Here is a 26,174-nt window from a genome sequence, read left to right on the forward strand (position 1 = left end):
CGTCATGGCCGCCGGTCTCTGCTTCGGCCTGTGTGCCGTGCTCGCCCTCGCCGGGCTGTGCGCTGTCGCGCTCCGCGACGTCCCCAAGATCACGGGAACGGTCGCGTTCATCGTCACCCTCGCCGCGCTCGCCGCGGCCACCCTCAACCGCTGAGGACCCTCGTGAACTACGTGACGTTCGGCGGAGTCGCCATCGGCCTCTGCCTCCTCCTCCACCAGGCCGTCACCTGGTGGCCCGGCCGCAAACCCCTCACCAAGGACCCGATCAAGCACCTGTCCCGGCTGCTGCCCTGGCTCGCCTCCTGGTGCTACGGCGCGCTGACCACTCTCGGAGTGGGTGGCCTGGTCGGCCTGGTCTCCAGCAGCGTGCTCGGCATCTCCAACTGGCTCGGCGACGTCGCGCTCGTGTGGGGCGTCGGCGGCCACAGCGGGCAGCTGGCCGCGGCGAAGACGTTCGTCCCGCTCTCCGCGCAGGGCATGGCCGTCGTGCTGATCCTCACCGTCGGGTTCGTGGCGGCCGTGGCCAAGGCGAGCGGCGAGCGGTCCGCGGTGCTCAAGCGCGGGGCGTGGTGCGGCATCACCCTCGGCACGTCGGCCGGCGTGGCGGGGTTCGCCGCGGTGCCGCTCGCGACGGCCGCGAACTGGCTCGGCAGCCAGGTCTTCGGAGTCCTGTGATGGGCCGCCGCAAGCAGGAGACGCAGGAGGTACAGGAGGCTGAAAATGAGCCCTCGTGGGCCGCTGGCGTCCTGGTCGCGGTCGTCCTCGCCGGGGTGGTGGTGGGGGTGGCGTTCGCTGTCGATGAGGCGGCGGGGGTGCTCCTGGTGACCGTGGCCGGCGGTGTCGCCCTGTTCCGCTCGGCATCCCGTAAAGGTACGGACCAAGCCCTCCCCTCCCCCACCGCGGGCCCCTCTCGTCCGGGTATTTCCGCAGCTCAGAAGGATGCGGCGACGAGAGCGGCGTACGACCCGAACGGGGTTATGTGCACGTACCACTTACCGGATGGCGAGGAGACCGGATGATCCAGCCACTACGCTTGTAGTCGCCTCTGCAGGCATGAGCGGGTACGGCCCCCACGGCACGGTGGGGGCCGTACTTGCGTTACGACACCTGCGTGCTAACGTCCGCGACGTACATGGCGTGGGCGTGGCTAGGCGAGGCATGGTCAGGCGCGGCGAGGGCCCAACCCCTCGAACCCCGCAGGAGCAGACCATGACCAGCCACCAGTGGGCCGCAAACGGTCCCGACGACAGCACCAGTGGCACCGACTCGGTGCCCGCTTTCCTCGAACTCACCCCGGGCGACTTCGAGCCGACCGAGGCGTGCAGCGCCGACCAGCTGCGAGCCGCAGCCGATTCCCGTCTTCTCCAGGCCCGTGCATTGATGGACGAAGCGCGCTGTCTGTACAGCCTGGCCGAGACGCGCTGACGCAGTACGGCCCCACCCGGGCAAGGGGTGGGGCCGACTGCGCGCTCAAGCCCACGGGGGCGAGCGCGGTGGGGGTGACACCCGGACGATAGCGCCACCCCCGGCCCCCGGCCACGCCGCAGATGCGCGCCGAGGGCAACCCAGGGGCCACCTACACCCTGCCCGACCGCCCCGCCCGTCCATGGCAGGCGCAGCCGCACCGCAGCGTCTGCACGGGCGCCTCCCACGATGGCGCGCCCTGCCGGCGGATCGCCTTCGACCCGGCGCACAGCTGGTGCTCGCCGAGGCGGCACTCCGGCGTCGGCTCCGTCGCGGTCACGGCTGGTCGGCGATGGGGGCCAGGCGGTACACCTCGCGGCAGGGTGCGCAGGCGAACAGGTTGGCGCCCGGGCCGGAGCCCTGCTCGATGATCTGCACGAGGCGGGCGGTATCGCTCATCGCTCCGTGCCAGGCGCAGTGCGCCCATTCGCGGGGGCTGGCCGGGGTGGCAGGGGTGTCCGTAGGCTGCTGCATGTCGACTCCAACTCAGTCGGCCGTGCCCCCGGGATGTGTGATGGCGTCCGCGGGGGCCTTGCTGTGTGGGTCACACGCTAGGCAGCCTGTACACCCCTGTCCATGCCTACGTATGGCTGTGTATCTCTATGCCCTGATACGGCCAGGTACGTACCGTCCGACACGTGATCGAATTCGACCCGACCCGGCCCAAGTGGGAACAGATCCGCGACACGCTCCGCGAACGCATCACCAGCGGCGAGCTGCCGGCCCTCGCCCTCATCAGCGAGGTGCAGTTGGAGTCCGAATTCGGCGTCGCCCGCGGCACCGTGCGGAAGGCCACGGCCGCGCTCCGGGAAGAGGGACTGATCGTCACGACGCCCGGCATGGGCAGCTTCGTCGCCGAGCCGTCCTGAGGCACCGCTGAGGCGGTCAAAGGGGGCGGGTATCGGGCCAGAGTGGGAGAGCAGGGTTCCCCTCGGGCCTTCCGGCGCTAGCCTGGAGTCAGCCCGGTTGCCGCTCCCCCGCAACAGGACAGGCCGCTCACCCCGGACTGCGCGTGAGCGGCCGCCCCTCGATCGTCAGCCGTCACCATCGGTGTCCAGCTGGCCAGCTACCTCTCGGTCGGTGAGCGGCCGGATCTCCGTGTAGCCGAACACGTACGGTCGTCCCTGCTCGTCCGCCTTTTCCACCCACTCCCAGGCTTCCGGGCCGCCCTGGACGACCGCGTAGCCGAGCTCGGCGAGCGTGTCGTACCGGTCGAGTAGGGAGGGCGGGCCGGACTGCCCGGGCCAGGCCACGGAGATCGGTTCCAACTCGAGTTCAGGGCGCACGAGGTGCAGTACCCACTGGTTCTCGTCTGCCGCCCATCCGATGCCGGCCCGGGTCACGGTGTCCATCAGCTGCCCAGCACGAACTGGACGTCGCCGCCCAAGTTGTCGATCTTCTTGCGCAGCTTGTCGATCACGTAGTTCCCGAATTCGTCGCCGCCCGTGAGTCGCACGACCTTGGGCGAGGCCGAGCCGCTGCCCGAGCCTCCGCCGTAGTAGGCGCCCGCGGCCGCGGTGTGCAGCGCCATCGTCGCGGAGGGCGTGGGCACGTCGACCAGGCTGGCCATGGTGTCCTCGATCACGCCGCGGTTCTGCTCGGCACCCATGGCGATACCGGCCGGGATCCAGCGGCCCACCCGGCGGGCCATCACCTTCGAGGGCGAGCCGATCCCGAGGACCTTTGCGACGGGGCCGGGGATGACGGACCCGGCCCAGCTCATGAGCTTGGACTTCAGCCAGCCGCCCATGCCGACGATGCCGTTCCACAGGCCGAGCACGATGTCACGGCCCTTGTTGTAGAGCAGGCCTCGCACGGCACCGATCGCCCCGGTCACCCGCCCGGGGATGCCGCGCACCCAGCCGATGAACGCGGTCACCTTGACCGCGGCCGCGTTCCGGAAGGCGGTGAAGGCTTCCGTGGCGCGCGACTTCAGGTAGCCGGCCATCGCTGCCACGGCGCCGGAGATCTTGCCTGGCAGGCCCTTCACCCAGGCCACCCAGGCCAGGGCGATCGAGACGGCCTTGTTCTTCATGGCCGTCCACCAGGTGGCCACCATGTCCGGGATCCCAGCCAGCCAGCCGATCGCCGTCGTCACCGCGCCCACGGCGTACGCGATCTTGCCGACCACCCAGTCCCAGGCCATCAGCGTCGCCGACTTGATCTGGTCCCAGTAGGTGTAGATCAGCAGGACCAGTCCAGCGATCGCCACGATGATCCCGGCGACGATCCAGAACACCGGGTTCGCGGCCATCGCCGCGTTGAACGCCCATACGCCGATCGCTGCGATCGTGAACGCCGTGCCGAGGATCCCGACGCCGAGCGCGAGGCCCTTGAACACGGTCGAGTGCTCCGACACGAAGTCGAACACCTTGCTGAGGATCGGGACCACGTTGGTGCCGAGGAACTCCACCAGGTCCTGCTGCACCGTGTTCTTGAACCGTGTGACCTTCGCGGCCGCGTTGTCCCGCAGGCCGTCGCCGAGCTTGTCCGCCGACCCCTTCGCCTTGTCCATGCCCGACGATGCCGCGGCACCCGCCGGATCGATGGCCAGGAGGGCGTCCCCCATCACCTTGCCAGGATCACCGAACAAGGCCCCGGCCGCGTTGAGTCGGACAGTGGCGTCTTTCGTGCCACGGAGAGCATCCGTGGTCATCTGGAGCGCTTCCTGGCCCGACTTGCCGCCCTTCTGCAGCTTCTTCCGGACCTCGTCCGCGTTGAGGCCGATGCTCTTGAACGCGGTGTCGACCGCCGAGCCGCCCGACACGGCCAGCTCGCCGAATTGGCCGATGGCGTCGGCGACCTGGTCCGAGTCGCGGGCGCCCTTGTCGATGGCCTGGTCGATGAGGCCGATAGCAGTCTTGCCGTCGAGGCCGACGCGCTTGAACTGCACCGAGTATTCGTTGAGGGTGTCGAGGAAGTCCTCGCCCTGGTTCGCGCTGGTCCCCAGGCCCTGAGCGATCAGGTCGAAGGCCTCAGTCGCATTCTTCGCGAGTCCCGTGACGAGCATCTTCTTGGCGGCCCGGGTGATCGCGGTGGCTTCTTCTCCTGTCTTGTTGGACAGGTCGGAGACCTTCGTGCCGATCGCCGCGAGCTGTGCCACGGTCGCGCCTGGCGGGACCAGGCCAGCTTTCGCGACGGTGGTGATGGACTCCAGGCCCTCTTGGAAGTTCTCGACGACCGCGCGCTTGTAGAGCAGGCCCGCGGCCTGTCCGTACCGCTTGGCCTCTTCCGGTGTCTTGGCCAGGCCTGCTGTCGCTTTGGCGGTCATCTGCTCCTGGTCGATGGCCTGGGTGAAGGAGTCGACGATGAATGCGCCGGCTGCTGCGCCGATGCCGAGGGCTGCAACTTTGATCTTGCCGAGGGCGTTGCCGATGCGGCCGGTTGCCCGTTGGGCTCCGGCTTCTCCGGAGTCGCCCAGGCCGTCGCCGAGGGCTCCGCCCGCGCTATCGCCGGCCCGGCGGGCTTCGCCGGTGAGTCCGTCGCCGAGGGCTTGGCCGGCGCGTTGTCCGGCCATGTGCGCGTCGCGTTCGGCTTCGAGGCCGGCGGCGGTGACCGCGTCCGCGAGGTCGCCGCGGAGGTTGCGCCACTGGCCGTCCGCGCCGCGGACGAAGCCCTCGCCGAGGTTCTGGCCGGCGCGGGTGCCGGCGCGGTCGGCGTCGTTGCCGATGGTCTGGCCGGTCTGCCGCATGGCCTGTTCGGTACGGCGCAGGGCGGGGGATACGGCCCGGTCGTCGACCTTGAAGACGGCGACCAGCTCGCCGACGGTGAGCGCCACGGTGTCCGCCTCCTACAGTGCGTTCGGGTTGAGGCGGGGTCGGCCTGGCGCGGTCAGGTACTGGTCCCAGGTCATGCCGGTGGACTCGACTGCGGCCTTACGGCGTCCTGCGCCGAGGGCTTCGAAGGCGGGCCAGTTGCTGCGCCACAGGGCGACGTCGGCTGCCAGGCGGCGGGCGGCCGACCGCGCGGCGGCGGCCTGGCGGTCCTTGTCGTCGGCGACTGCGGGCGCCTTGCGGGCGGCGTCCATGAGCTGGTTCTCATCGAGGGCGGGCCGCGGCTTGTGGTCGACCCACAGTGCCCACACCTTGTCGACCTGCCCGTGACCGCTGTAGGCGCCGGTGAGGCGGGCGTAGCCGAGGGCGGGCGCCTGCACGCCGCGTTCGGCGACGGTCTGCTCGATGGCGGGGCAGCGGTTGAGGACGGCGATGGCGCGGGCCCGCGCGTCGTTGTGGGCCCGGACGGTCTCGCGCAGCTGCTGCATGGCGTCGGATGCGGCCTTGAGCGCCTGGTCCACGTCGGCCTGCGGTACCTCGTCGAGGAGGCGGCGGGCTTCGAGGATGGCGACCGTGCGGGCCTGCTTGGCTTCGGCTTCGCGTAGTGCCGTGGCCTTCTTCTCGGCGCGTTTGCGGGCGAGGCCGGCGAAGTACTTGCGGCTGCGGGCCTGCTCGATGTCGTCGGGTCCGACGTTGGGGTCGTCGTCCAGGACGCGTTCCTCGAGGGCCGCCAGCGCGGCGTCAGCCTCGGCGATCTCGGCGTCGGCGCGGGCGATGATCTGTTCCGGGGTGTCGCTGGCGGGGCGGTCGTCGAGGGCGGTCACGCGGCGTCGCCTCCGCCCATGCCGCCGGGGTGGCGGGCTGCGCGGCGTTCGTCGATGACGGCCTGGACGGCGGCGTGGTCGTGCTGGCTCTTGGTGCGGCGCTCCTGGCGGGCGAGGTCGCGGGCGAGGGTGCGGAGTTCGCCGGCCTGCTCGCGGAGCTCGTGCGAGCTGTACTGGCCGGCCTCGCGGTCCTGCTCGTCTGCCTGCGCGGTGAGCGCGGCGGCCTGCTCGCGGGCCTCAGCGGCCGTCTCCGGCTGCTTCGCGCGGTGTTGGTCCTGACTGCCCACTGGCTTCCCTCCATCGCTTCTCACGGAACGCGTGGAGGTCGTCGGCCGGGATCATCCACGGGCCGGTGAGACTCACGCGCCAGGCGTTGGGGAATGCGCCGTCGCGGCAGAGGCTGCGGACGTGCTTGGCCGTGCAGCCGAGCACGTCCGCGGCCTCCCCAGCAGCGAACACATTCCTCAACCCGTGATCCACTTTGGCGGGTGGGGTGGGTGGTGGTTCGGGCGCGAACCTGCGGCCGTGTGCGGCTGCGTGGAGTTGGCGCATGATGCGGTCGGCCTCGGGGGTGGGACGTCCTCCGTCAACGCGGGAGAGGCGGATCAGACCAGCCTGGATGATGCGTTCCAGCTGCCCGGCTGCTTGGCGGGGGAGTTGGAGTGTGACGAGGTCGTCGTGACGCCCGCCGGCGCCCGTCATGACGGCTCCTGGGGCGGATCGGCGTATGCGGCCAGCGACGGGCCCACGGGGCGGCCTGCCCGCCCCAGGCGATTCACCTGGCGGACCATGGCCAGACGCCGGCGCTCCGACAGCGCGCGCTCCTTGTCCGCGCGCTGCTGCACAGCCACGGCATCGGCGGTGAGCGCCCCCAGGACCTGAAGGCCACGGTGCAGGATGCGGGCGGCCTCCGCGCGGGCCTGCGGGTCGGGGTCGCGGGCGAGGCGGGCGATGATGGCGCGGAACCGGTCCTCTGCCTGGTTCCAGTCGGTTCGGCCGGGGAAGCCGTCACCGCGTCTACGGGGATTCGGCTGGTCAGTGGGGGTGTCGGGCATGGTGCGCTCCGGGGTGGGGGTGTCGCGCGCGTGCGCCGTACGAGAACCCCGAAGGAACCGGTTCCCGCGGGGAGAGCGGGACCGGTTCCTCGGGGGGTTGTTCAGGATTGGACTACTTGCCGGTAGGTCAGGGTGGCGTGGTCACCTTCAGCCGCTCCTGGACTCGGGCGAGGGCATCGAGCAACCGCACGTGGTCGGGGTCAGTGTTGGTCCAGCTGCGGAGTGGGAGTGCTGCGTGTAGCAGTACGTCGTAGTGGCTGGCGCCCGAGAGCCAGAGCGTGCGGGCGTCGGTGCCGAGTTGTTCCAGTCGCTCGGTGAGCGTGGCCTGCGCTTCCGGGGGCGTTATGGCGGTGGCAGCGGGCTGGAGGCGGTAGCAGCCGACCTGGCCGGCCGGGACGAGGCCATGGTCTGCAGCCACCCAGGGAAGTCCGTCGTCGCCCCAGGCGAGCACGGGGAGCATGCGGCGTACGGATGGGCCGTCCTTCTGCGGGACGGTGTAGGTGATGACGTAGGGGCGATTGGGGTCGACGGGGATCATGACGCCTCCGTGGGACTTTCCGCGCGTCTTTCCGCGGGCTTTCCGCGCGAGCGTTCTTGCTGGTCAGTTGGCTTATCGGGGCTTTCCGCGCTTATGGCGCACAGTCAGGGCGCCAGAGGGAAAGGATGCATGTTGATCTATGACGTGAACACGTTGTTGATCTTGGATATCTAAGGATCTGAACCTTCCCCCCTGTTCGTGCGCGGTAAGCGCGGTAAGCGGCGATAAGCCCTCTGACCTGCGCATACGTCCGCGCGGAAAGTCGGACGGAAAGTGCGCGCTAAGTCCGCGGCACACGTCGCAGCACCATCGCCGGCCGCCCCCTGCCCCGACGCTCGGTCACCTCGTAGCCGAGCGGCAGCAACTCGCTGACCAGCTGGTCAAGCTCCCGCTTCTTCTTGTGCTTGCCGAAGCACTTGATCCGGATCTCGTCGCGCGTGACTCCCTGTGTGCCGGCTGCGTCCACGAAGGACTTGATCCGCTCCAAGTCGGGGTTGCCGGACATCGAGCCGAACACGTGCCACGCGCTCTCTTCGACGTACGACCACATGGCCTCCGCGGCCTGGAGGTGCGGCAGGTCGATGCGCCGCTCCCCGCAGAGCAGTGCGGCCGTGACGGACATCCGGAGCACCTGGGGGGCGGCCCTGGCGACCACCTGGGCGACCTGCCCGTCGTCCATGTGGTCACCAGCAAGGCGCCCGTACAGGTCCTGCCAGTACTCGGCAGCTTCGACGGTGCGAACCATGCGGCCGACTGTGGCGGCCTGCGCGATGACTGAGGCCAGGCTCGCGCCCAAGGCTTTCAGGTCGCCGTCAGCGAGGTTCCCGCCGTCGGGCAGCAGCTTGGAGCGGCGGGACAGCACGGGCAGGAAGCGGTTCATCGTGCCGCCGGCCCGCTCCGACTCAGCGAGTTTCATGCGGAGTTCGGTCGGGGTGATGTGCCCGATGATCACGATGTGAGGGTCGGTGGCGACCTTCGACCGGACGGTCATGGTGCGCAGGCTGCCGCCGTCCCAGGCCTGGCGGACCAGGGGCAGCAGCGTGTTGCCGTCGCGCTTGCCCTGAGCGAGGACGCTGGCGAACTCCGACTCGACGATCAAGAGGCGCTTGTCGGCTACACCAGGGTCGAAGTGATCGCCGTCGGGGTCGTCGCCCTCGGAGTCGCGCACCTGGTAGATGAGGCCCTCAGCGGAGGACAGTCCGCCCATGACGTGACTGGCCACGAAGAGGCTGTCTGCCGCGCGCAGTACGCGGCGGACCTCTGCCCAAGAGGTGCCCTTCACGCCGCCTGCGGTCCGGCCGATGATCAGCGGCCACACCTTGGCTCCGTGTTCCACACCCCCGGTGAGGACATGTGGACGGTGGCCGATCATCGCGCCAGCTGCGGCGTACAGCGTGAACAGCATGGCTGCCGGGTCTGCCTCGGTGTGCGGCTCGATCGCCTGCACGATCTCGCCGGGCAGGCCGTAGAACGCCTCGGGAGGCAAAGCAGGCCAGGGGGCAGGGGAACGGCCGTCGTCGTCCGCCAGGAGGTCGACGTCCTGCGGGGCGATGGGACCGAGCAGACCTACCACCGGATCGACCGCGTGGCCGTCCGGTGGCACGTCTGCTGCGTCGTACGCGGTCAAGGGGTCTCCGTGCGTGGTCTGTCGGTCTGTTCACCGTCCGGGCCGCAGTGTCGGTACCAGCCGGGCCGCCCGGGCAGGGCGACGGGAGGCCAGCCAGGCGTGGCGACGACCGGACGGGGGACGGGGCGCGGGTTGCGGGCCTTGATCTCGGCGATCGTCGGGCGTCGGGCCAGCTTCGGGAGGATCCGGCGAGCCTCGCGGTCGGCCTCGGCGGTGACGACCCGATACCAGGCCGTCGGGTGGCTATCGAGCAGCCGGTCGAGCCACTGTTCGCGAGCGTTGTGCCGGCGCCACTGCTCGGCAGCCGTGATGATCGCGGCTGCCCGGGCCGGGTCGTCGGCCTTGAGCGCTAGCCAGGCCGGGCTGCCGTACTGGGGGAAGTCGTGCACGTTGAGCGCGGTCACCTGAGCCGAGGCCCACAGCGCGGTGACGTCGCCTGCGGTCAGGCCGGACGCCCCCGACTCGAAGCCGGGGGCGTCGGTGACGGGCGGCGCGGTCACGGGCGCGGCGCCAGTTCCCGCAGGACATTGCGGACTGCGTCTTCGAGGACTTCGCTCAACGCCCCGCCGGACATCAGCGCGTCGTCCAGGCCGTGGAAGACGTTGCGGCCGGCCGCCTGATACTCGGCCGCGAGGATGCGCGCGGCGGCGGTGGCGTGCCCGGTGAGGGTCATCAGGGCGGCGTGGGAGCGTTCCGTGGGGGTCGTTGCGACAGCGGCCTCCACGGCGCCCGCGAGCAGCAGCGCCTCCGCGGTGTCTTCCGGGATCTCGTCGGTGACCTGGACGGCTTGGACGACGTAGGCGCCGTGGCCGTGGGTGTCGAAGTCGACCTCAGGAACCACCTTGCGCCCCGGTTCCTGCACTGGTTCCTGAGGGGCGGTAGTCTTCAACACAGCGTTCTCCAATCGATTGGAGACGATGGCCCCGGGACTGCTGGCGAGCGATGACCCGGGGTCTCGTCATGTGAGGGCGTGGAAGGTCGTCTGTTGCGCCCTGGGAGGCGCTCAGGCGGCCTTCTTGGTCTGGGGCTTGCGCGGCTGCGCGAGGCCCAGGAGGGCGACGATGCGGCGCAGCTGGGCGTCCGTCAGCGGCCGGTCCCGGTAGACGTCGGCGAGGGTGCGGTGGGGGCGGCTCACGCAGACTCCCGCATCGCCGTGAGGGCCTCGGCGTACCGGTCGAAGAGCTGACCACGAGGCGTCCGGCGTCCGGACTCCCACAGCGCAACCGCCTGCGGTGTCACGCCGACCGCGTCGGCCACTTCGGCCTGCGTCAGCTTGGCGTCTTCCCGGATCTGCCTGCGCTCGGCGGGTGCCGGGATGGACCGCCGCACGCGTTTACGAGAGCGGATCTTGTCCGCAACCGTTGATTGCATGTCGGTATCTTGCGCGCCTGCTGAGGTGCGTGTCAAGCATGTCCGCTAGCTGCGTTGTTGACTTGCTGAAAAGTCGCTGCGACGATCGGGGGGTGACGAATCAGAAGGGCAAGGTGGTGCGCCTCGGCACCGCGCACGACTCGACACCGCAGCTCGCCACCGCGGTGCAGACGACCGATGACCCCGAGGTCTTCACGTTCACGTCCAAGCCGCTCGCCGGCGGGGACTGGTCGGTAGAGGGCACCGCGAGCCGCACAGCCGGCGGCCTGGTGATCAGCTCGTTGGACGTGCGCGCCGACGGCAAAGCACTTAGCGGTGTCACCGCCGCGATGTTGCGGAAGGTGCCGGTCGGGGTGATCCTCAACCACGTGCGAGCCGACGTCACGCGCATGTCCCCACCGGAGCCGAAGGATGAGGGAGCCAAGCGGCCGCCCCGGCGAGGAGGGCGAGCCGCGCTGTCGGACGACCTCCTGCGCGGACTGGCCCTGGCGTACCTGCGCGAGACGTCGCCAGGGTCCGCGCCGGGCGCCTTGGGGCGCCTGGCTGCCGAGTTCGAGCGGCCAGAGGGCACGATCAGGACATGGCTTGCTCGGGCACGCGCCGACGGTTGGCTGGGGCCAAGCGTCAAAGGTCGCGCCGGCGCTGAGCCGGGCCCACGGCTTCAGGCTGAGAAGTAGAACGGCCCCTCCCCGAGCTGGGGGAGGGGCCGCAGTGCGTCAGGCCTCGATCGGGACCAGGCGCCCGGGGTCGAACTTGTTGCCATGCGAGCGGTCGTGAGGCTGCACCTCGTAGCCCGGAATCAGCGCCAGGACGACCTCCCGCCGGTCCGCAGGGCTCAGCTCCCCCCAGCCCGCCACGACGTCCTCAGCGGCCAGGAGGCGGCGCAGGACGCGCGGTGCCCGCGATGTCAGAAGCGCCCGTGACTCCTTGATCCGCTTCTCGATGATGCTCCGGGCCTCCTTGTACTCGCCGAACGTGATCTCACGCCGGGCGAACATGCCCGCCATCGCCTTCAACTGCTCCTCGTCCGCAGCCAGCTCGGCGCGCGCATCGTCGGTGACCTCGGTGTCGGCGACCGTGCGGAGGCCGGCGAGCACGTCGGCCTGGCCGAGGAGGTCGAGGACCTGGCGCTCCACCTCGTCCTCGGCGAACGATGCGCGGACAGCGATCCGGCCGCACCCGCCGTTCGGCTTGGCGCACCAGTAGCGCGGGCCGCCGTTGCCCTGCCAGCCCATCAGCATGTGCCCGCACTGCGAGCAGCGCAGTACGCCCGTCAGCCAGCGCTTCAGCGTGAGGTCGACCATGCGGTGCCGCCCGGCGAGCCGGGCCCGTACCTGCTCCCACCGCTCCTCCGGGATGATCGGGTCCCACACGGCCTTCCCGACGATCTCGTCCCGGTACTCGCGCAGGCCGGCCACGGACGGCTTGGTGACCACCGAGCGCACCGTGCGGTCCCGCCACGGCGCCCCGGTCACCGTCGGCACGTCGCGGGCGCGCAGGTCCGCAGCGATCGAGTTGAGGGACTCACCCAGCTCCGGATCAATCTTGGCGCGTTCCTCGTCCGTCCAGCCGTCCCAGTCGCCGAGGATGCGCGCGGCGATCTCCCGCAGGATCTTCGCCTCCTCCTCGATGGGCTCGTGCCTCGCCGCGGTGAAGCCGTACCCTCTGTACCCGCCACCCGGCGGCTTGCCCTCGGCGGCCAGCTCCTCGTGCTTCCTGGTGACCCGGCGGGACGTGTCGCGAGACGACTTGTTGGCCACGGCGACCATGACCCGGGCCATAGTGATCCCGCCGTCCCCGTCGAGGCGCAGTGATCCTGTGACGGACTCGACGGGAATGAGCGGCTTCCTGCTCTCCACCACGTCGATCAGGTCCTCAAGGTCGCGGGGGTCGCGGGCCACGCGGTCGAGGTCGTCGGCGATCAGTCCGTCAAACTCCCCGGAGGCCAGGCCATCGAGGACGCGCCGGAACCCGGGACGTACGGTGCGCAGGGCAGTCGACCCGTCGGGCAGCTTGATCTTCCGCCGCTTGAAGGCGCTCGTGTCGTCCTCCGGGATCACCGCGGCGATCTCCCAGCCGAGCCGGTCGGCGAGGGCCCGGGCGTCCTGCTCCTGGCGGCCGATGCCCTTGCTCAGCTGGGGGTGGCGAGGCTTGCCGTCGGCTGCCTCGCCGGCGTCTCCAGCTTCCTCTTCAGCCTTCCGGTAGCTGATCCTCAGCAGCAACACCGCGCGTTGTGGAGTCATGTCCAATAGGTTACCGTCTACACGTAGGCGCCCGCCGTTTCGCCGATCTCCGCGAGCTCGTACGGCCATGAGGCGCGCCCCCGCTCTCCCACCCGGGCGCGCGACCGTCCACGCCGCCGCCGGGCGGCTCGGAGCGGCCCACCCCCGGCAGGAGGGCCCGGCGGACCTGCGTCTCGTACCGCCCGCGCTCGCGGCCTGGGCGACCGCCGCGGCACTGCTCGACGCGACGTGGGCCCGGGGCGTCGGCGTCGCGGTGACCTGCGCGGCCGCGGCGCTGCTCCTGCTGACGGCCCGGCGGCGGGGGTCGCGCCCGGAACCGTCCGGGACACCGTCCGGACCGGAGCGCCGGACCCGGCTCCCGGTCGCCGCCGTGCTGCTGTGCGTGGCCGGGGCCGCCGTCTCCGCGGGGCTGCACGGAGCCGATGTGCGGCGCGGCCCGGTGCCCGGGCTGGCGCGGCAGTACGCCTCCGTGACCGCAGAGGTCGAGATCACCTCCGACCCCCGGCTCACCCGGCCCCGGATCAGGGGTGACCGCGCCGTGCCGCCCTCCGTGCTGATGGACGCGGAGGTACGGCGGGTGCGGGAGGCGGACGGGACGGCGGTGGTCACACGGGCGCCGGTGCTGCTCGTCGTCGACGTGGGGACCCGCACCGGAGCCGGCTCCGGGCGGCCGCGTGGGAGCGCCGCGGCGACCGCGGCCGAACGGCCTTCGCCCTGGCTCGCGTTGCTGCCCTCCACACGCCTGCGCGTCCACGCCCGCTCGGCACCCGCCGCCGTCGGCGGCGACCGGATCGCGGGGGTGCTGCGGGTGCGCGGGCAGGCCGTGCCGGAGGTGGTGCGGGGGCCGTCGGGGGCGCAGCGGCTGGCCGGGCGGCTGCGGGCCGGGCTGCGGGAGGCGACGGACGGGCTGCCCGCGGACGCGCGGGCGCTGCTGCCCGGACTGGTCGTCGGGGACACCTCGCGGATCACCCCGGAGCTGGACAGGGCCTTCAAGGACACCGACCTCACGCACCTGCTCGCGGTGTCCGGCAGCAACCTCACCATCATCCTCGCCCTGCTCGTCGGGCCGCCCGGCATGGCCCGGCTGGTGGAGCGGCGGGGGCTCGCGCCCCGGCTCGGCATCCCGCTGCGGACGACGGCGGTGCTCGGCGGCGCGCTCACGCTCGGGTTCGTGGTCGTGTGCCGGCCGGATCCGAGCGTGCTGCGCGCCGCGGTCTGCGGCAGTGTCGTGCTGCTGGCCCTGGCGACCGGCCGTCGCAGGTCGCTCGTCCCGGCGCTGGCGGCCGCCGTCCTGCTGCTGGTGCTGTTCGACCCCTGGCTGGCCCGGAGTTACGGCTTCCTGCTCTCCGTGCTGGCCACCGGCTCCCTGCTCACGCTCGCTCCGCGCTGGAGCGAGGCGCTGCGCCGGCGCGGGGTTGCGCCGAGGCTCGCGGAGGGCCTGGCCGCGGCGGCCGCCGCGCAGGCGCTGTGCGCGCCCGTCGTGGCCGTGCTGTCGGCGCGGGTGAGCCTGGTGGCGGTGCCGTGCAACCTGCTCGCGGAGCTCGCGGTGGCGCCGGCCACGGTGCTGGGTTTCGCGGCGCTGGCGATCGCGCCGGTGCTGAGGGCGCCGGCCCACGTGGCCGCGTGGTGCGCCGGCTGGCCCGCGGGCTGGATCGCGGACATCGCCCGCGCCGGGGCCGCGCTGCCGGGCGGGGGCGTGGACTGGCCGGGCAGCTGGGCCGGGGCCGGGCTGCTCGCCCTGGTCACGCTGGCCGTCCTGACGGCGGGTCGGCGGCTGCTGAGACACCCCTGGCTGGGTGCGGCCTGCGGAGCGCTGCTCGTCCTCGTGGTGGTGCGGCCGCCGCCGCTGGCCCGGGTGGTCACGGGATGGCCGCCCCCGGGGTGGCGGTTCGCGATGTGCGACGTGGGCCAGGGCGACGCGACCGTGCTCGCGGCGGGGGACGGCAGCGGTGTCGTGGTGGACGCCGGACCCGATCCGGCGCTCGTCGACCGCTGCCTGCGCTCGCTCGGCATCACCAGGATCCCGCTGGTCGTGCTGACCCACTTCCACGCCGACCATGTGGCCGGGCTCCCCGGAGTGCTGCGCGGGCGTTCGGTGGGGGCGATCGAGACGACGGGCTTCGACGAACCCGCGGACCAGGTGGAGTTCGTACGCAGACAGGCGGCCGCCCGGCACGTCCCGCTGACCCGGGCCGCGGCGGGGGAGCAGCGGCGTACGGGCGCGCTGAGCTGGCGGGTGCTGTGGCCCCCGCCGCGTCCGGCACCGGAGCCGGACGGGCCGAACGACGCCAGTGTCACCCTGCTGGTGCGGTCGGCCGGGCTGCGGCTGCTGCTGCTCGGGGACCTCGAACCCCCGGCCCAGCAGGAGCTGTTGAGGTCGCCGCAGGGGGCGCTGTTGGCCGGCGTGGACGTGCTGAAGGTGGCCCATCACGGTTCGGCGCACCAGGACCCGGAGCTGATACGCAGGGTGGCGCCGCGGCTGGCGTTGATCTCCTGCGGGAAGGACAACCCGTACGGGCACCCTGCTCCCGCCACGGTCGCGGCGCTGCGCGCGGAGGGCGCGGTCGTGCTGCGCACGGACCGGGACGGAGCGCTCGCCGTCGCGGGGGCGGGCGGGGCACTGCGAGTGGCGACAGACTGAGGACATGCATATCCGAGAGATCGACGGCTATCTCCGCCGCCTGGGCATCGGGCCCGAGGGACGGCCCACCGCGCCCACCGCCGACGTGCTCCGCGACCTGCACCTGCGCCATCTGCGGACCGTGCCCTTCGAGAATCTCTCGATCCACCTCGGCGAGGAGATCGTGCTGGAGGAGGGGCGGCTGGTGGACAAGGTGGTGGGGGCGCGGCGGGGCGGGTTCTGCTACGAACTCAACGGCGCGTTCGCGGCGTTGCTCGGCGCGCTCGGCTTCGAGGTCACCCTGCTCGCCGCGCGGGTGCACGGGAAGGCGGGACGGCTGGGCATCCCGTACGACCACCTCGCGCTGCGGGTGCGGACGGCGGACGGGGCGCAGTGGCTGGCGGACGTGGGGTTCGGGGCGCACAGCCACTATCCGCTGGCGTTCGCGGACAGGGGTGAGCAGACGGACCCGGGCGGTGTGTTCCGGATCACCGAGGCGGGGCCGGACCTGGACATCGTGCTGAACGGCGGGCCGCAGTACCGGCTGGAGGTGCGGCCGCGCGAGCTGGGCGACTTCGTGGCCGGGGCGTGGTGGCACAGCACCTCGCCCGGGTCGCACTTCGTGCAGTCGCTGGTGTGCTCCAAGGTGACGCGGGACGGAGGGAGGATCACGCTCAGCGGCCGGACCTTCAAGACCACGGGGGCCGACGGGGTGCGGGAGGAGCGTGAGCTGGGCACCGACGAGGAGGTGCTCGGGGTGTACCGGGAGCGGTTCGGGATCGAGCTGAACCATGTGCCGACCGTGCGACATGCGCACGGGGCATCCTGAATTCGGTTCACAGGGGGCCAGCCGCGGATCGTGCGCACGGACTGACCTGCGTCCTGCCTCCGGCGGGGGTGCCGGAGAATGAGCCCGTGAGCGATGTGAGACATGTGCTGGTGCTGCCCGACCGCGACGCCGCGCAGGAGGCGGCCGAGGCGCTGGGGGAGCGGTTCGGGGTCGCGGAGGAGCCGCAACTGGTGCGGGACGCGCTGGCCGGCGAGGACGACGCCGAGGACGCGCAGTGGCTGGTCGTGCTGAGTGACGAGGACGGGCGGCTGGACCCGGCGGAGCTGGACGCGTTCGCGGGGGAGTGGGAGGGCTGGCGCGAGGAGCCGTAGCGCTCCGCGGGGAAGGCCGGGGAAAGCCGGGGGAGCTGATCGTGGAGTGCCGGCTGCGGGCGGGCTGCGGCCCGGCGGTGGGTCGCCTGCGCGGCGGCGGGTCGGCGGCGGGTCGGCTGCGGCTCGGGGGAAGGACGGGTGCTGGCCGGTCGCGGCTCAAGGGAGGGTCGGTTGCCGGTCGGTCGTGGCTGGTCGCGTGGTTCCCCGCGCCCCCTGTCCGCGGCCGTGGACGTCTTGTTGTCGGTGGCCCGTGCCATGCTTGTCGCGATGGCCAGGAAGACTGCGAATGACGACCCTCTCGCCCCGGTGACGCTCGCCGTGGGCCAGGAGGACCTTCTGCTCGACCGTGCCGTGCAGGAGGTGGTGGCCGCCGCGAGGGCCGCCGACGCCGACACGGACGTACGCGACCTGACACCGGACCAGTTGCAGCCCGGCACGCTCGCCGAGCTCACCAGCCCCTCGCTCTTCGCGGAGCGCAAGGTCGTGGTCGTACGGAACGCACAGGATCTTTCGGCCGACACGGTCAAGGACGTGAAGGCGTATCTGGGGTCGCCCGCCGAGGAGATCACCCTCGTGCTGCTGCATGCGGGAGGGGCCAAGGGCAAGGGACTGCTCGACGCCGTGCGCAAGGCGGGTGCCCGGGAGGTCGCCTGTCCGAAGATGACCAAGCCGGCGGACCGGCTGGCCTTCGTGCGCGGGGAGTTCAGGGCGGCCGGGAGGTCGGCCACGCCCGAGGCGTGCCAGGCGCTGGTCGACGCCATCGGCAGCGATCTGCGGGAGCTGGCGTCGGCCGTCTCCCAGCTGGTCGCCGACGTGGAGGGGACCATCGACGGCGCGGTCGTCGGGCGGTACTACACCGGCCGGGCCGAGGCGTCGAGCTTCGAGGTCGCCGACCGGGCGGTGGAGGGGCGGGCGGCCGAGGCGCTGGAGGCCCTTCGGTGGGCGCTGTCGACCGGCGTCGCGCCGGTGCTGATCACCAGCGCGCTCGCGCAGGGCGTGCGGGCGATCGGCAAGCTGTCCTCCGCCCGCGGGGGCCGGCCGGCGGATCTCGCGCGGGAGCTCGGCATGCCGCCGTGGAAGATCGACCGGGTGCGGCAGCAGATGCGCGGATGGACGCCGGACGGGGTGTCCGTCGCCCTGCGGGCGGTGGCCGAGGCGGACGCGGGCGTCAAGGGCGGCGGCGACGACCCGGACTACGTGCTGGAGAAGGCGGTCGTCACGATCGCCCGCGCCGCCCGCTCCCGCGGCCGCACCTGAAACCCCGCTCGTGCGGGGGCCGGGTGGGGCGGTGAGGTGTCGGGGCGGCCCCGCACAAACTGCGGCCCGGCCCGGCAGGCGAACACGCCGCCCCCCGGAACGCAGCCACCTAACACGCCGCCCCCCGAACACGCCCCCCGAACACACCCACCTAACACGCCCCCCGAACACGCCGAAGACCCCGCCCCCGCCCTGGGGAAGGGCAAGGAGGCGGGGTCCTCGGTGTGCGTTGTCGAGCCTGTACCCGCGTGGCGAACGCAGGCCGCGTACAGGCTCCGGGTGCCGGGCGGGAGCGGATGAGAGAGGGCCCGCTCTGGGTCCTTCCGGCGGTCAGATCACAGAGATGTCAGCCCTGGACGGACGCGACCTTCTGAGCAAGCGCCGACTTCTTGTTGGCGGCCTGGTTCTTGTGGATGACACCCTTGGAGACGGCCTTGTCGAGCTGACGCGCGGCAGCGCGCTGGTACTCGACGGCCTTCTCGCGGTCACCCGCGGCAGCGGCCTCACGGGCCTTGCGGATCGCGGTCTTCAGGGAAGACTTGACGGCCTTGTTGCGCAGCCGGGCCTTCTCGTTGGTCTTGATCCGCTTGATCTGGGACTTGATGTTCGCCACTGATTGAGCCTTTTCAGGTTCAGGCACGGGACCGCAATCGGTCCGTGCCAGGTGATTTCTTGAGGTGCGCCCCGCGCCGAGAAGGCGTGAGGCACAGCCACCCAGGCTACCAGTGGCCCACCCGACGGCCCAAAACGGTCCCCGGTCGCCCGCCGTGGGACGATGGAGCCTACGTATCGATCCGACCCGAGGCATAAGGCGCCTCAAGAGACAGGACCCTGCGTGCCCGCGACCCCTAAGAATGTGCCCGAGCCGAGCCGCACCGACCCGGCACTGATCCGCAATTTCTGCATCATCGCGCACATCGACCACGGCAAGTCCACGCTCGCCGACCGGATGCTCCAGCTCACCGGCGTCGTCGAACAGCGGCAGATGCGTGCTCAGTACCTCGACCGGATGGACATCGAGCGCGAGCGCGGCATCACGATCAAGTCCCAGGCGGTGCGCCTGCCGTGGGCTCCCACCCACGACGAGAACCACACGCACATCCTCAACATGATCGACACCCCGGGGCACGTCGACTTCACGTACGAGGTCTCGCGGTCGCTGGCCGCCTGCGAGGGGACCATCCTCCTCGTCGACGCGGCCCAGGGCATCGAGGCGCAGACCCTCGCCAACCTCTACCTGGCGATGGAGAACGACCTCACGATCATCCCCGTGCTGAACAAGATCGACCTGCCGGCCGCGCAGCCCGAGAAGTTCGCCGAGGAGCTCGCCAACCTGGTCGGCTGCGACCCCGACGACGTGCTGCGGGTCTCGGCGAAGACCGGTGTCGGCGTCGAGGCGCTGCTCGACAAGGTGGTGGCGGAGATCCCGCCGCCGGTCGGCGTGGCGGACGCCCCGGCCCGCGCGATGATCTTCGACTCCGTCTACGACTCCTACCGCGGCGTCGTGACCTACGTCCGTGTCATCGACGGCCAGCTCAACAAGCGCGAGCGCATCAGGATGATGTCGACCGGCGCCACCCACGAACTGCTGGAGATCGGCACGAACTCGCCGGAGATGCTCTCCGCGGACGGGCTCGGCGTCGGCGAGGTGGGCTACCTGATCACCGGTGTGAAGGACGTCCGCCAGTCCAAGGTCGGTGACACCGTCACCAGCCAGCAGAAGGGGGCCACCGAGGCGCTCGGCGGTTACAAGGACCCCAAGCCCATGGTCTTCTCCGGCCTGTATCCGCTGGACGGCTCCGACTACCCGGAGCTGCGCGAGGCCCTCGACAAGCTCCAGCTCAACGACGCCGCGCTGGTCTACGAGCCGGAGACCTCCGCCGCCCTCGGCTTCGGCTTCCGCGTCGGCTTCCTGGGCCTGCTCCACCTCGACGTGATCCGTGAGCGCCTGGAGCGCGAGTTCGGCCTCGACCTGATCGCCACCGCGCCCAACGTGGTCTACCGCGTGCTCATGGAGGACGGCGGCGAGCACACGGTCACCAACCCCAGCGAGTTCCCCGAGGGCAAGATCAACGACGTGTACGAGCCGGTCGTACGCGCCACGATCCTCGCGCCCACCGAGTTCATCGGGTCGATCATGGAGCTGTGCCAGACCCGGCGCGGCACCCTGCTGGGCATGGACTACCTCTCCGAGGATCGCGTCGAGATCCGCTACACGCTTCCGCTCGCGGAGATCGTCTTCGACTTCTTCGACCAGCTGAAGTCGAAGACGCGCGGCTACGCGTCGCTGGACTACGAGCCCACCGGCGAGCAGACCTCCAGCCTGGTCAAGGTCGACATCCTGCTGCACGGCGACAAGGTGGACGCCTTCTCGGCGATCACCCACAAGGACCAGGCGTACGCGTACGGCGTCCGGCTCGTCGCCAAGCTCAAGGAGCTCATTCCGCGCCAGGCCTTCGAGGTGCCGGTCCAGGCCGCCATCGGCTCCCGGGTGATCGCCCGCGAGACCATCCGCGCCATCCGCAAGGACGTGCTCGCCAAGTGCTACGGCGGAGACATCTCCCGTAAGCGCAAGCTCCTCGAGAAGCAGAAGGAGGGCAAGAAGCGAATGAAGATGGTGGGTTCCGTGGAGGTTCCGCAGGAGGCGTTCATCGCGGTGCTCTCCAGTGATGACAGCGCGGGGTCGGGCAGGGGCAAGAAGTAACCACGGGTAACGACCGACTGCGCCGTCAAACCGGACACAACAGGGGCTCGTCGTGAGAAAACGCGGCGAGCCCCTACGCGCGCGTAACGTCGCTCTCTGTACGAAGCAACAGACCGCCGCCCCTTACGCACCGGCCGGTCGGGCTCTAGTCTGATCTCTGCTCGATAGTTACTCGCGAGTTAAACAACCGTCGCGAGTGAAACCAGCCGCACTGAGCCAGCCGCACTGCCGCGGGCCCCGGAGGATGTCGTGAGCGACACACAGACACTGATCGAGAACCGTCCGCCGAGCGTGGCGACTCTCTTCCTGGAACGCGTTGCCGCCACACCGGACGCCGAGGCGTACCGCTATCCGGTGGCACCCGCTTCCGGTGACGGCCCCGACGTGTGGAAGTCGCTGAGCTGGGCGCAGGCCGCCGAGCGGGTCTACGCGATCGCGGCCGGCCTGATCGAGCTGGGTGTCCTGCCCGAGCAGCGCGTCGCGCTCGCCTCCTCGACCCGGGTCGAGTGGCTCCTGGCCGACCTCGGCATCATGTGCGCCGGCGCGGCCACGACCACGATCTACCCGCAGACCAACGCCGAAGAGTCGGCGTTCATCCTCGCCGACTCCGAGAGCCGTGTGCTCATCGCGGAGGACGCCGCCCAGCTCGCCAAGGTGGCCGAGAAGCGCGGCGAGCTGCCCGCGCTCACCCACGTCGTGGTGATCGACGCGGCCGGCGTCGAGACGAGCGACGGGGTGCTCACCCTCTCCGAGCTGGAGGCGCGTGGCGCCGCCCGGCTGGAGAAGGACCCCGAGCTGGTCAAGGAGCGGGTCCAGGAGATCACCAAGGACCAGCTCGCCACCCTCATCTACACCTCCGGCACCACCGGCCGCCCCAAGGGCGTGCGCCTGCCGCACGACAACTGGTCGTACATGGCGAAGGCGATCGCCGCGACCGGGCTGGTCGGCCCGGAGGACGTGCAGTACCTGTGGCTGCCGCTCGCGCACGTCTTCGGCAAGGTGCTCACCTCCGGCCAGATCGAGGTCGGTCACGTCACGGCCGTCGACGGCCGCGTGGACAAGATCATCGAGAACCTGCCGGTCGTGCAGCCGACCTACATGGCGGCCGTCCCGCGCATCTTCGAGAAGGTCTACAACGGGGTCGCGGCCAAGGCGAAGGCCGGCGGCGGCGCCAAGTACAAGATCTTCCAGTGGGCCGCGGAGGTCGCCCGCGAGTACGCCAAGGCCACCCAGGACAACTTCCGGCGCACCGGCACGGCCTCCGTCTCCTTCGGGCTCGGCGCCAAGCACAAGGTGGCCGACGCGCTCGTCTTCGCCAAGATCCGCGAGGCGTTCGGCGGCAACCTGCGCGCCTGCGTCTCGGGCTCGGCCGCGCTCGCCCCCGAGATCGGCTACTTCTTCGCCGGCGCCGGCATCCACATCCTGGAGGGCTACGGCCTCACGGAGTCCTCGGCCGCCTCCTTCGTCAACCCGGGCGAGGCCTACCGCACCGGCACGGTCGGCAAGCCGCTGCCCGGCACCGAGGTGCGCATCGCCGACGACGGCGAGATCCTGCTGCGCGGCCCCGGCATCATGGAGGGCTACCACGGCCTGCCCGAGAAGACGGCCGAGGTGCTGGAGTCGGACGGCTGGTTCCACACCGGTGACATCGGCGAGCTGTCCCCGGACGGCTACCTGCGCATCACCGACCGCAAGAAGGACCTCATCAAGACCTCCGGCGGCAAGTACATCGCGCCGGCCGAGGTCGAGGGCCAGTTCAAGGCCGTGTGCCCGTACGTGTCCAACATCCTGGTGCACGGCGCCGACCGGAACTTCTGCACCGCGCTCATCGCCCTGGACGAGCCGTCGCTCCTGGAGTGGGCCAAGGACAACGGCCTGGAGGGCAGGTCCTACGCCGAGATCGTCGCCGCGCCCGCCACGGTCGCCCTCGTCGAGGGGTATGTGAAGGAACTCAACGAGGGGCTGCAGCGCTGGCAGACCATCAAGAAGTTCCGGCTGCTGCCGCGCGACCTCGACGTGGAGCACGGTGAGATCACGCCGAGCCTCAAGCTGAAGCGGCCGGTCGTCGAGCGGGAGTACAAGCACCTGATCGACGAGATGTACGCCGGCACGCGGGAGGCGTAGACGAGGAGCGGGGGTCAGCCCGGGCGGCCCCTGTCCACCAGCCGACGGATCTCCCGGATCCGGGCACGCAGCGCGTCCCGGTCCGGGGGGTCCTCGCCGTCCAGATCGGCCTCCAGCTCCGCCAGTCTGCGGCCCGCCTGCCCGTGGTCCGCCCTGGCGTCCGCCTGCTTCTGCGCGAGCAGCCGCCCCAGCTGCAGGTTCTTGCGGTGCAGGTCGAGGAAGACGCTGACCTTCGCCCTGAGCACCCATGGGTCGAAGGGCTTGGTCAGGTAGTCCGCGGCCCCCGTGGCGTAGCCGCGGAAGGCGTAGCCCGAGTCGTCGTCCGCCCCGGTCAGGAAGATGATCGGGACGTCCTTGGTCTGGTCGAGCCGCTTGATGTTCGCGGCCGTCTCGAATCCGTCCATGCCGGGCATGCGCACGTCCAGCAGGACGAGGGCGAAGTGCTGCCGCAGCAGCGCCTTCATCGCCTCCTCGCCCGAACGGGCGCGTACCAGCGGCTCGTTGAGGGACCCCAGGACGGCCTCCAGCGCGATCAGGTTGTCCTCCATGTCGTCCACGAGGAGGATGCTGGCGCGCTCGTCGGTCGTTGCCTCAGCGCTCATGGTGACGGTGCCTCATGATTCGGTCGGTGGCGGAACGGCTGCTTCCGCGCGTGCGCCGGGTTCGGTCGCGGCGGTCTCGACGGAGTCGTGCGCGCCCTCCGGGTCCAGGAGCGCGCACACGACCGTCAGCAGGAGATCGACGTCCACCGGCTTCGGTACGTAGTCGTTGGCACCTCGCGCGATGGACTTCTCCCGGTCCCCGGGCATCGCCTTCGCGGTGAGGGCGACGATCGGCAGGCCGGCCCAGCGGGGGGTGCGGCGGATGGCGGAGATGGTCTCGTAACCGTCCATCTCCGGCATCATGATGTCCATCAGGACGAGTTCGACGTCCGGATTGCGCTCCAGGGTCTCGATGCCCTCGCGGCCGTTCTCCGCGTACAGGACGGGCATGCCGACCCGGCCGAGGACATGGGTGAGGGCGAAGACGTTGCGGATGTCGTCGTCGACGATCAGCACCCGCCGCCCGGGCAGCACCTGACCCGCCCGGCCGGTCTTCCACGCCTCCAGCTTGGTGGGCGCCGGCCACGCGTCGTCCGTGTCGTGCGAGGCGGTGAACGGCTCGGTGGACACCTGCTGGGGCACCGGCGGCGCGTGCTCCCCGGTGACCGGCCCGGGGGCCGTGTGGCCGGGGCTGACGACGGGCACGTACAGCGTGAACGTGGACCCCTTGCCCGGCTCGCTCTCGGCGACGATACGGCCGCCGAGCAGACCCGCGATCTCCCGGCTGATGGACAGGCCGAGGCCGGTGCCGCCGTACTTGCGGTTGGTGGTGCCGTCGGCCTGCTGGAACGCCTCGAAGATCACCGGGAGTTTCTCGGCCGCGATGCCGATGCCGGTGTCGGAGACCGCGAAGGCGATCACGTGCTCCCCCTCGTGGGCGCCGAGGTGCTCCGGGTCCTTGACCCGGTTCACCCGCAGCTCGACCCGGCCCGTCGCGGTGAACTTGATCGCGTTGGACAGCAGGTTGCGCAGGATCTGCTGCAGCCGCTGCTCGTCCGAGAACATCTCGCGCGGCACGTCCTCGCCGACCGACACCTCGAAGGCGAGCCCCCGGTCGAGGGTGAGCGGGCGGAACGTGGCGTGGACGTAGTCGAGCAGCTTGATCAGCGGCAGCTTCTTCGGGCGTACGTCCATCCGGCCGGCCTCGATCTTGGACAGGTCCAGGATGTCGTTGATCAGCTGGAGCAGGTCCGAGCCCGAGCGGTGGATCGTCGCCGCGAACTGCACCTCCTGGTCGGTGAGATGGCCGTCCGGGTTGTCGGACAGCAGCCGGGCCAGGATGAGCAGGGAGTTGAGCGGGGTGCGCAGCTCGTGCGACATGTTGGCCAGGAACTCCGACTTGTACTGGGAGGACGTCGCCAGCAGCGCCGCCTTCTCCTCCAGTTCGGCGTTCGAACGCTGCAACTCCGCCTGCTGCATCTGGAGTTCGTCGGAGCGCTCCTGGAGCTGCATGGCCAGCCGCTGGGACTCGCCGAGCAGCGACTCCGTACGGGAGTTGGCGATGATCGTGTTGATGGCGACGGCGATCGTGTTCACGAACTGGTCGAAGAAGGCCAGGTGCACGTCGGAGAAGCGGGAGAAGGACGCCAGTTCGATCACGCCGAGGAGCTTGTCCTCGAAGAGGATCGGGATGATGACGACGCTGGTGGGCGCCGCCTCGCCGAGACCGCTGTTGATCTTGATGTAGTCCGGCGGGGCCTCCTCCACGAGGATCCGCTTCTTCTCGCGCGCCGCCTGCTGCACCAGACCGTGCACCGGCAGGCCGCCGGTCTCGACGGTCGCGCCCTGCGCCGAGCCGTACCCGGCGATGAAGGCGAGGCCCTTCGCGGGCACGGAGGTGCGCAGCGAGGTGCTGTCCTCGCCCGGGTCGGCCAGGAAGAAGGCGCCGTACTGGGCGTTCACCAGCGGGGTCAGCTCGCGCAGCAGCAGGTCGGCGACCTCCATCAGGTCGCGGTGGCCCTGCATCAGGGCCGCGAGACGGGCCAGGTTGGACTCCAGCCAGTCCTTCGCGCGGGTCGTCTCGCGGAGGTTGGACACCATCAGGTTGATGTTGTCCTTCAGCTCGGCGACCTCGCCGCGCGCCTCGACCGTGATCGAGCGGGACATGTCGCCCTGGGCCACGGCGGAGGCGACCTCGGCGATCGCGCGGACCTGGGTGGTGAGGTTGAGGGCGAGCTCGTTCACGTTGGTGGTCAGGCGCTTCCAGGTGCCGTAGACGCCCTCGACCCGTGCCTGGCCGCCGAGTTGGCCTGCCGAGCCGACCTCGCGGGCCACGCGGGTGACCTCGGAGGAGAAGGAGGACAGCGTGTCGACCATGGTGTTGATGGCGGTCTTCAGCTCCAGGATCTCGCCGCGGGCGTCGACGTCGATCTTCTTGGAGAGGTCGCCGTTGGCGACGGCGGTGGTGACCTGGGCGATGTTGCGGACCTGCGAGGTCAGGTTGTCGGCCATGTAGTTGACGTTGTCGGTCAGGTCCCGCCACACGCCGGAGACACCGAGGACCTGGGCCCGGCCGCCGAGCCGGCCGTCGGTGCCGACCTCGCGGGCGACCCGGGTCACCTCGTCGGCGAACGCGCGCAGCTGCTGCACCATCGTGTTGACGGTGTCCTTCAGCTCCAGGATCTCGCCGCGGGCGTCGACGGTGATCTTCTTGGAGAGGTCGCCGTTGGCGACGGCGGTGGTGACCTGGGCGATGTTGCGCACCTGCGAGGTCAGGTTCAGCGCCATGAAGTTGACGTTGTCGGTGAGGTCCTTCCAGACGCCGGAGACGCCGCGCACCTGCGCCTGGCCGCCGAGGTTGCCCTCGGTGCC

Annotated in this window: 28 protein-coding genes; 11 read left to right on the top strand and 17 right to left on the bottom strand. The window is 70.9% G+C overall.

Going from position 1 to position 26,174, the window contains the following annotated elements:
• The first annotated feature begins 4 nt into the window (after positions 1–4).
• From ACIRPX_RS05110 to ACIRPX_RS05120, 3 genes are all read left to right on the top strand, one after another.
• Positions 5–154 (top strand): hypothetical protein, encoded by a 150-nt coding sequence (locus ACIRPX_RS05110; protein WP_404188410.1) that lies wholly within the window; start codon positions 5–7, stop codon positions 152–154.
• Positions 155–162: 8 nt separating this feature from the next.
• Positions 163–675 carry a hypothetical protein gene (locus tag ACIRPX_RS05115; protein WP_404188413.1) on the top strand — a complete coding sequence of 171 codons (513 nt, stop codon included), beginning with the start codon at positions 163–165 and terminating at the stop codon, positions 673–675.
• Between the two features lie 534 nt (positions 676–1,209).
• Entirely contained in the window at positions 1,210–1,425 is a 216-nt protein-coding gene (locus tag ACIRPX_RS05120) for a hypothetical protein (protein ID WP_404188415.1), read from the top strand.
• Positions 1,426–1,740: 315 nt separating this feature from the next.
• On the opposite strand, the gene ACIRPX_RS05125 is transcribed toward ACIRPX_RS05120, so the two are convergent.
• Entirely contained in the window at positions 1,741–1,938 is a 198-nt protein-coding gene (locus tag ACIRPX_RS05125; RefSeq protein ID WP_404188418.1) for a hypothetical protein, read from the bottom strand.
• Between the two features lie 164 nt (positions 1,939–2,102).
• Here ACIRPX_RS05125 and ACIRPX_RS05130 point away from each other — a divergent pair, with 164 nt between their 5' ends.
• A complete protein-coding gene (locus ACIRPX_RS05130) occupies positions 2,103–2,333 on the top strand; it encodes a GntR family transcriptional regulator (RefSeq protein ID WP_404188420.1) in 231 nt (76 codons plus the stop codon).
• Between the two features lie 165 nt (positions 2,334–2,498).
• Here the strand turns inward: ACIRPX_RS05130 and ACIRPX_RS05135 are convergent, their stop codons facing one another.
• From ACIRPX_RS05135 to ACIRPX_RS05190, 12 genes are all read right to left on the bottom strand, one after another.
• Positions 2,499–2,816 carry a DUF6303 family protein gene (locus ACIRPX_RS05135; RefSeq protein WP_404188423.1) on the bottom strand — a complete coding sequence of 106 codons (318 nt, stop codon included), beginning with the start codon at positions 2,814–2,816 and terminating at the stop codon, positions 2,499–2,501.
• The gene (locus ACIRPX_RS05140; protein ID WP_404188425.1) at positions 2,816–5,242 is read right to left on the bottom strand and encodes a phage tail tape measure protein; all 2,427 of its coding nucleotides are present in this window, start codon (positions 5,240–5,242) and stop codon (positions 2,816–2,818) included. Before ACIRPX_RS05140 ends, ACIRPX_RS05135 begins: the two co-directional genes overlap by 1 nt.
• Before the next feature lie 12 nt (positions 5,243–5,254).
• The gene (locus ACIRPX_RS05145; protein WP_404188427.1) at positions 5,255–6,061 is read right to left on the bottom strand and encodes a hypothetical protein; all 807 of its coding nucleotides are present in this window, start codon (positions 6,059–6,061) and stop codon (positions 5,255–5,257) included.
• Complete coding sequence (locus ACIRPX_RS05150) at positions 6,058–6,348, bottom strand: hypothetical protein (protein WP_404188430.1); 291 nt, start codon at positions 6,346–6,348, stop codon at positions 6,058–6,060. Before ACIRPX_RS05150 ends, ACIRPX_RS05145 begins: the two co-directional genes overlap by 4 nt.
• The gene (locus ACIRPX_RS05155; protein WP_404188432.1) at positions 6,299–6,763 is read right to left on the bottom strand and encodes a helix-turn-helix domain-containing protein; all 465 of its coding nucleotides are present in this window, start codon (positions 6,761–6,763) and stop codon (positions 6,299–6,301) included. The genes ACIRPX_RS05150 and ACIRPX_RS05155 overlap by 50 nt, the downstream gene beginning before the upstream one ends.
• Positions 6,760–7,116 carry a hypothetical protein gene (locus tag ACIRPX_RS05160; protein WP_404188435.1) on the bottom strand — a complete coding sequence of 119 codons (357 nt, stop codon included), beginning with the start codon at positions 7,114–7,116 and terminating at the stop codon, positions 6,760–6,762. The genes ACIRPX_RS05155 and ACIRPX_RS05160 overlap by 4 nt, the downstream gene beginning before the upstream one ends.
• A gap of 127 nt (positions 7,117–7,243) precedes the next feature.
• Positions 7,244–7,654: a hypothetical protein gene (locus ACIRPX_RS05165; RefSeq protein ID WP_404188438.1), complete on the bottom strand. Its 411-nt coding sequence runs from the start codon at positions 7,652–7,654 to the stop codon at positions 7,244–7,246.
• A 280-nt stretch (positions 7,655–7,934) separates the two neighbouring features.
• Positions 7,935–9,281: a hypothetical protein gene (locus tag ACIRPX_RS05170; protein WP_404188441.1), complete on the bottom strand. Its 1,347-nt coding sequence runs from the start codon at positions 9,279–9,281 to the stop codon at positions 7,935–7,937.
• On the bottom strand, positions 9,278–9,781 hold the full coding sequence (locus tag ACIRPX_RS05175; RefSeq protein ID WP_404188443.1) for a hypothetical protein: 504 nt from the start codon (positions 9,779–9,781) through the stop codon (positions 9,278–9,280). Before ACIRPX_RS05175 ends, ACIRPX_RS05170 begins: the two co-directional genes overlap by 4 nt.
• Entirely contained in the window at positions 9,778–10,122 is a 345-nt protein-coding gene (locus tag ACIRPX_RS05180) for a hypothetical protein (RefSeq protein WP_404188445.1), read from the bottom strand. The genes ACIRPX_RS05175 and ACIRPX_RS05180 overlap by 4 nt, the downstream gene beginning before the upstream one ends.
• 162 nt (positions 10,123–10,284) lie before the next feature.
• A complete protein-coding gene (locus ACIRPX_RS05185) occupies positions 10,285–10,416 on the bottom strand; it encodes a hypothetical protein (RefSeq protein ID WP_404188448.1) in 132 nt (43 codons plus the stop codon).
• Entirely contained in the window at positions 10,413–10,652 is a 240-nt protein-coding gene (locus ACIRPX_RS05190; protein WP_404188451.1) for a helix-turn-helix transcriptional regulator, read from the bottom strand. The genes ACIRPX_RS05185 and ACIRPX_RS05190 overlap by 4 nt, the downstream gene beginning before the upstream one ends.
• 92 nt (positions 10,653–10,744) lie before the next feature.
• On the opposite strand from ACIRPX_RS05190, the gene ACIRPX_RS05195 reads away from it, so the two are divergent.
• Positions 10,745–11,329 (top strand): hypothetical protein, encoded by a 585-nt coding sequence (locus tag ACIRPX_RS05195; protein ID WP_404188454.1) that lies wholly within the window; start codon positions 10,745–10,747, stop codon positions 11,327–11,329.
• A 39-nt stretch (positions 11,330–11,368) separates the two neighbouring features.
• Here the strand turns inward: ACIRPX_RS05195 and ACIRPX_RS05200 are convergent, their stop codons facing one another.
• Positions 11,369–12,895 carry a recombinase family protein gene (locus tag ACIRPX_RS05200; RefSeq protein ID WP_404188457.1) on the bottom strand — a complete coding sequence of 509 codons (1,527 nt, stop codon included), beginning with the start codon at positions 12,893–12,895 and terminating at the stop codon, positions 11,369–11,371.
• Between the two features lie 67 nt (positions 12,896–12,962).
• Here ACIRPX_RS05200 and ACIRPX_RS05205 point away from each other — a divergent pair, with 67 nt between their 5' ends.
• The 4 genes from ACIRPX_RS05205 (at position 12,963) to holA (ending at position 17,933) form a co-directional block, all read left to right on the top strand.
• Positions 12,963–15,536 carry a ComEC/Rec2 family competence protein gene (locus ACIRPX_RS05205; protein ID WP_404188459.1) on the top strand — a complete coding sequence of 858 codons (2,574 nt, stop codon included), beginning with the start codon at positions 12,963–12,965 and terminating at the stop codon, positions 15,534–15,536.
• Between the two features lie 4 nt (positions 15,537–15,540).
• Positions 15,541–16,344 carry an arylamine N-acetyltransferase gene (locus ACIRPX_RS05210; protein WP_404188462.1) on the top strand — a complete coding sequence of 268 codons (804 nt, stop codon included), beginning with the start codon at positions 15,541–15,543 and terminating at the stop codon, positions 16,342–16,344.
• Positions 16,345–16,430: 86 nt separating this feature from the next.
• Positions 16,431–16,676, top strand: coding sequence for a hypothetical protein (locus ACIRPX_RS05215; protein WP_404188465.1), 246 nt, complete (start codon positions 16,431–16,433; stop codon positions 16,674–16,676).
• A gap of 267 nt (positions 16,677–16,943) precedes the next feature.
• Positions 16,944–17,933: a DNA polymerase III subunit delta gene (holA, locus tag ACIRPX_RS05220; protein ID WP_404188468.1), complete on the top strand. Its 990-nt coding sequence runs from the start codon at positions 16,944–16,946 to the stop codon at positions 17,931–17,933.
• A gap of 346 nt (positions 17,934–18,279) precedes the next feature.
• On the opposite strand, the gene rpsT is transcribed toward holA, so the two are convergent.
• Entirely contained in the window at positions 18,280–18,546 is a 267-nt protein-coding gene (gene rpsT / locus ACIRPX_RS05225) for a 30S ribosomal protein S20 (RefSeq protein ID WP_404188471.1), read from the bottom strand.
• 222 nt (positions 18,547–18,768) lie between these two features.
• Between rpsT and lepA the strand changes: the two genes are divergently transcribed.
• Both lepA and ACIRPX_RS05235 read left to right on the top strand, forming a co-directional pair.
• Positions 18,769–20,637, top strand: a complete 1,869-nt coding sequence (gene lepA / locus ACIRPX_RS05230; RefSeq protein ID WP_404188474.1) for a translation elongation factor 4 — start codon at positions 18,769–18,771, stop codon at positions 20,635–20,637.
• Positions 20,638–20,886: 249 nt separating this feature from the next.
• A complete protein-coding gene (locus ACIRPX_RS05235) occupies positions 20,887–22,761 on the top strand; it encodes an AMP-dependent synthetase/ligase (RefSeq protein ID WP_404188477.1) in 1,875 nt (624 codons plus the stop codon).
• A gap of 14 nt (positions 22,762–22,775) precedes the next feature.
• Here the strand turns inward: ACIRPX_RS05235 and ACIRPX_RS05240 are convergent, their stop codons facing one another.
• Together ACIRPX_RS05240 and ACIRPX_RS05245 are read right to left on the bottom strand one after the other, a co-directional pair.
• Positions 22,776–23,363 (bottom strand): two-component system response regulator, encoded by a 588-nt coding sequence (locus ACIRPX_RS05240; RefSeq protein WP_404188479.1) that lies wholly within the window; start codon positions 23,361–23,363, stop codon positions 22,776–22,778.
• Positions 23,364–23,375: 12 nt separating this feature from the next.
• Positions 23,376–26,174 (bottom strand): ATP-binding protein (locus ACIRPX_RS05245; RefSeq protein WP_404188482.1); only part of this gene is annotated, 2,799 nt, incomplete at its 5' end.

It is taken from the genome of Streptomyces sp. NPDC101225 (assembly GCF_044767585.1).
Taxonomy (GTDB): Bacteria; Actinomycetota; Actinomycetes; order Streptomycetales; family Streptomycetaceae; genus Streptomyces.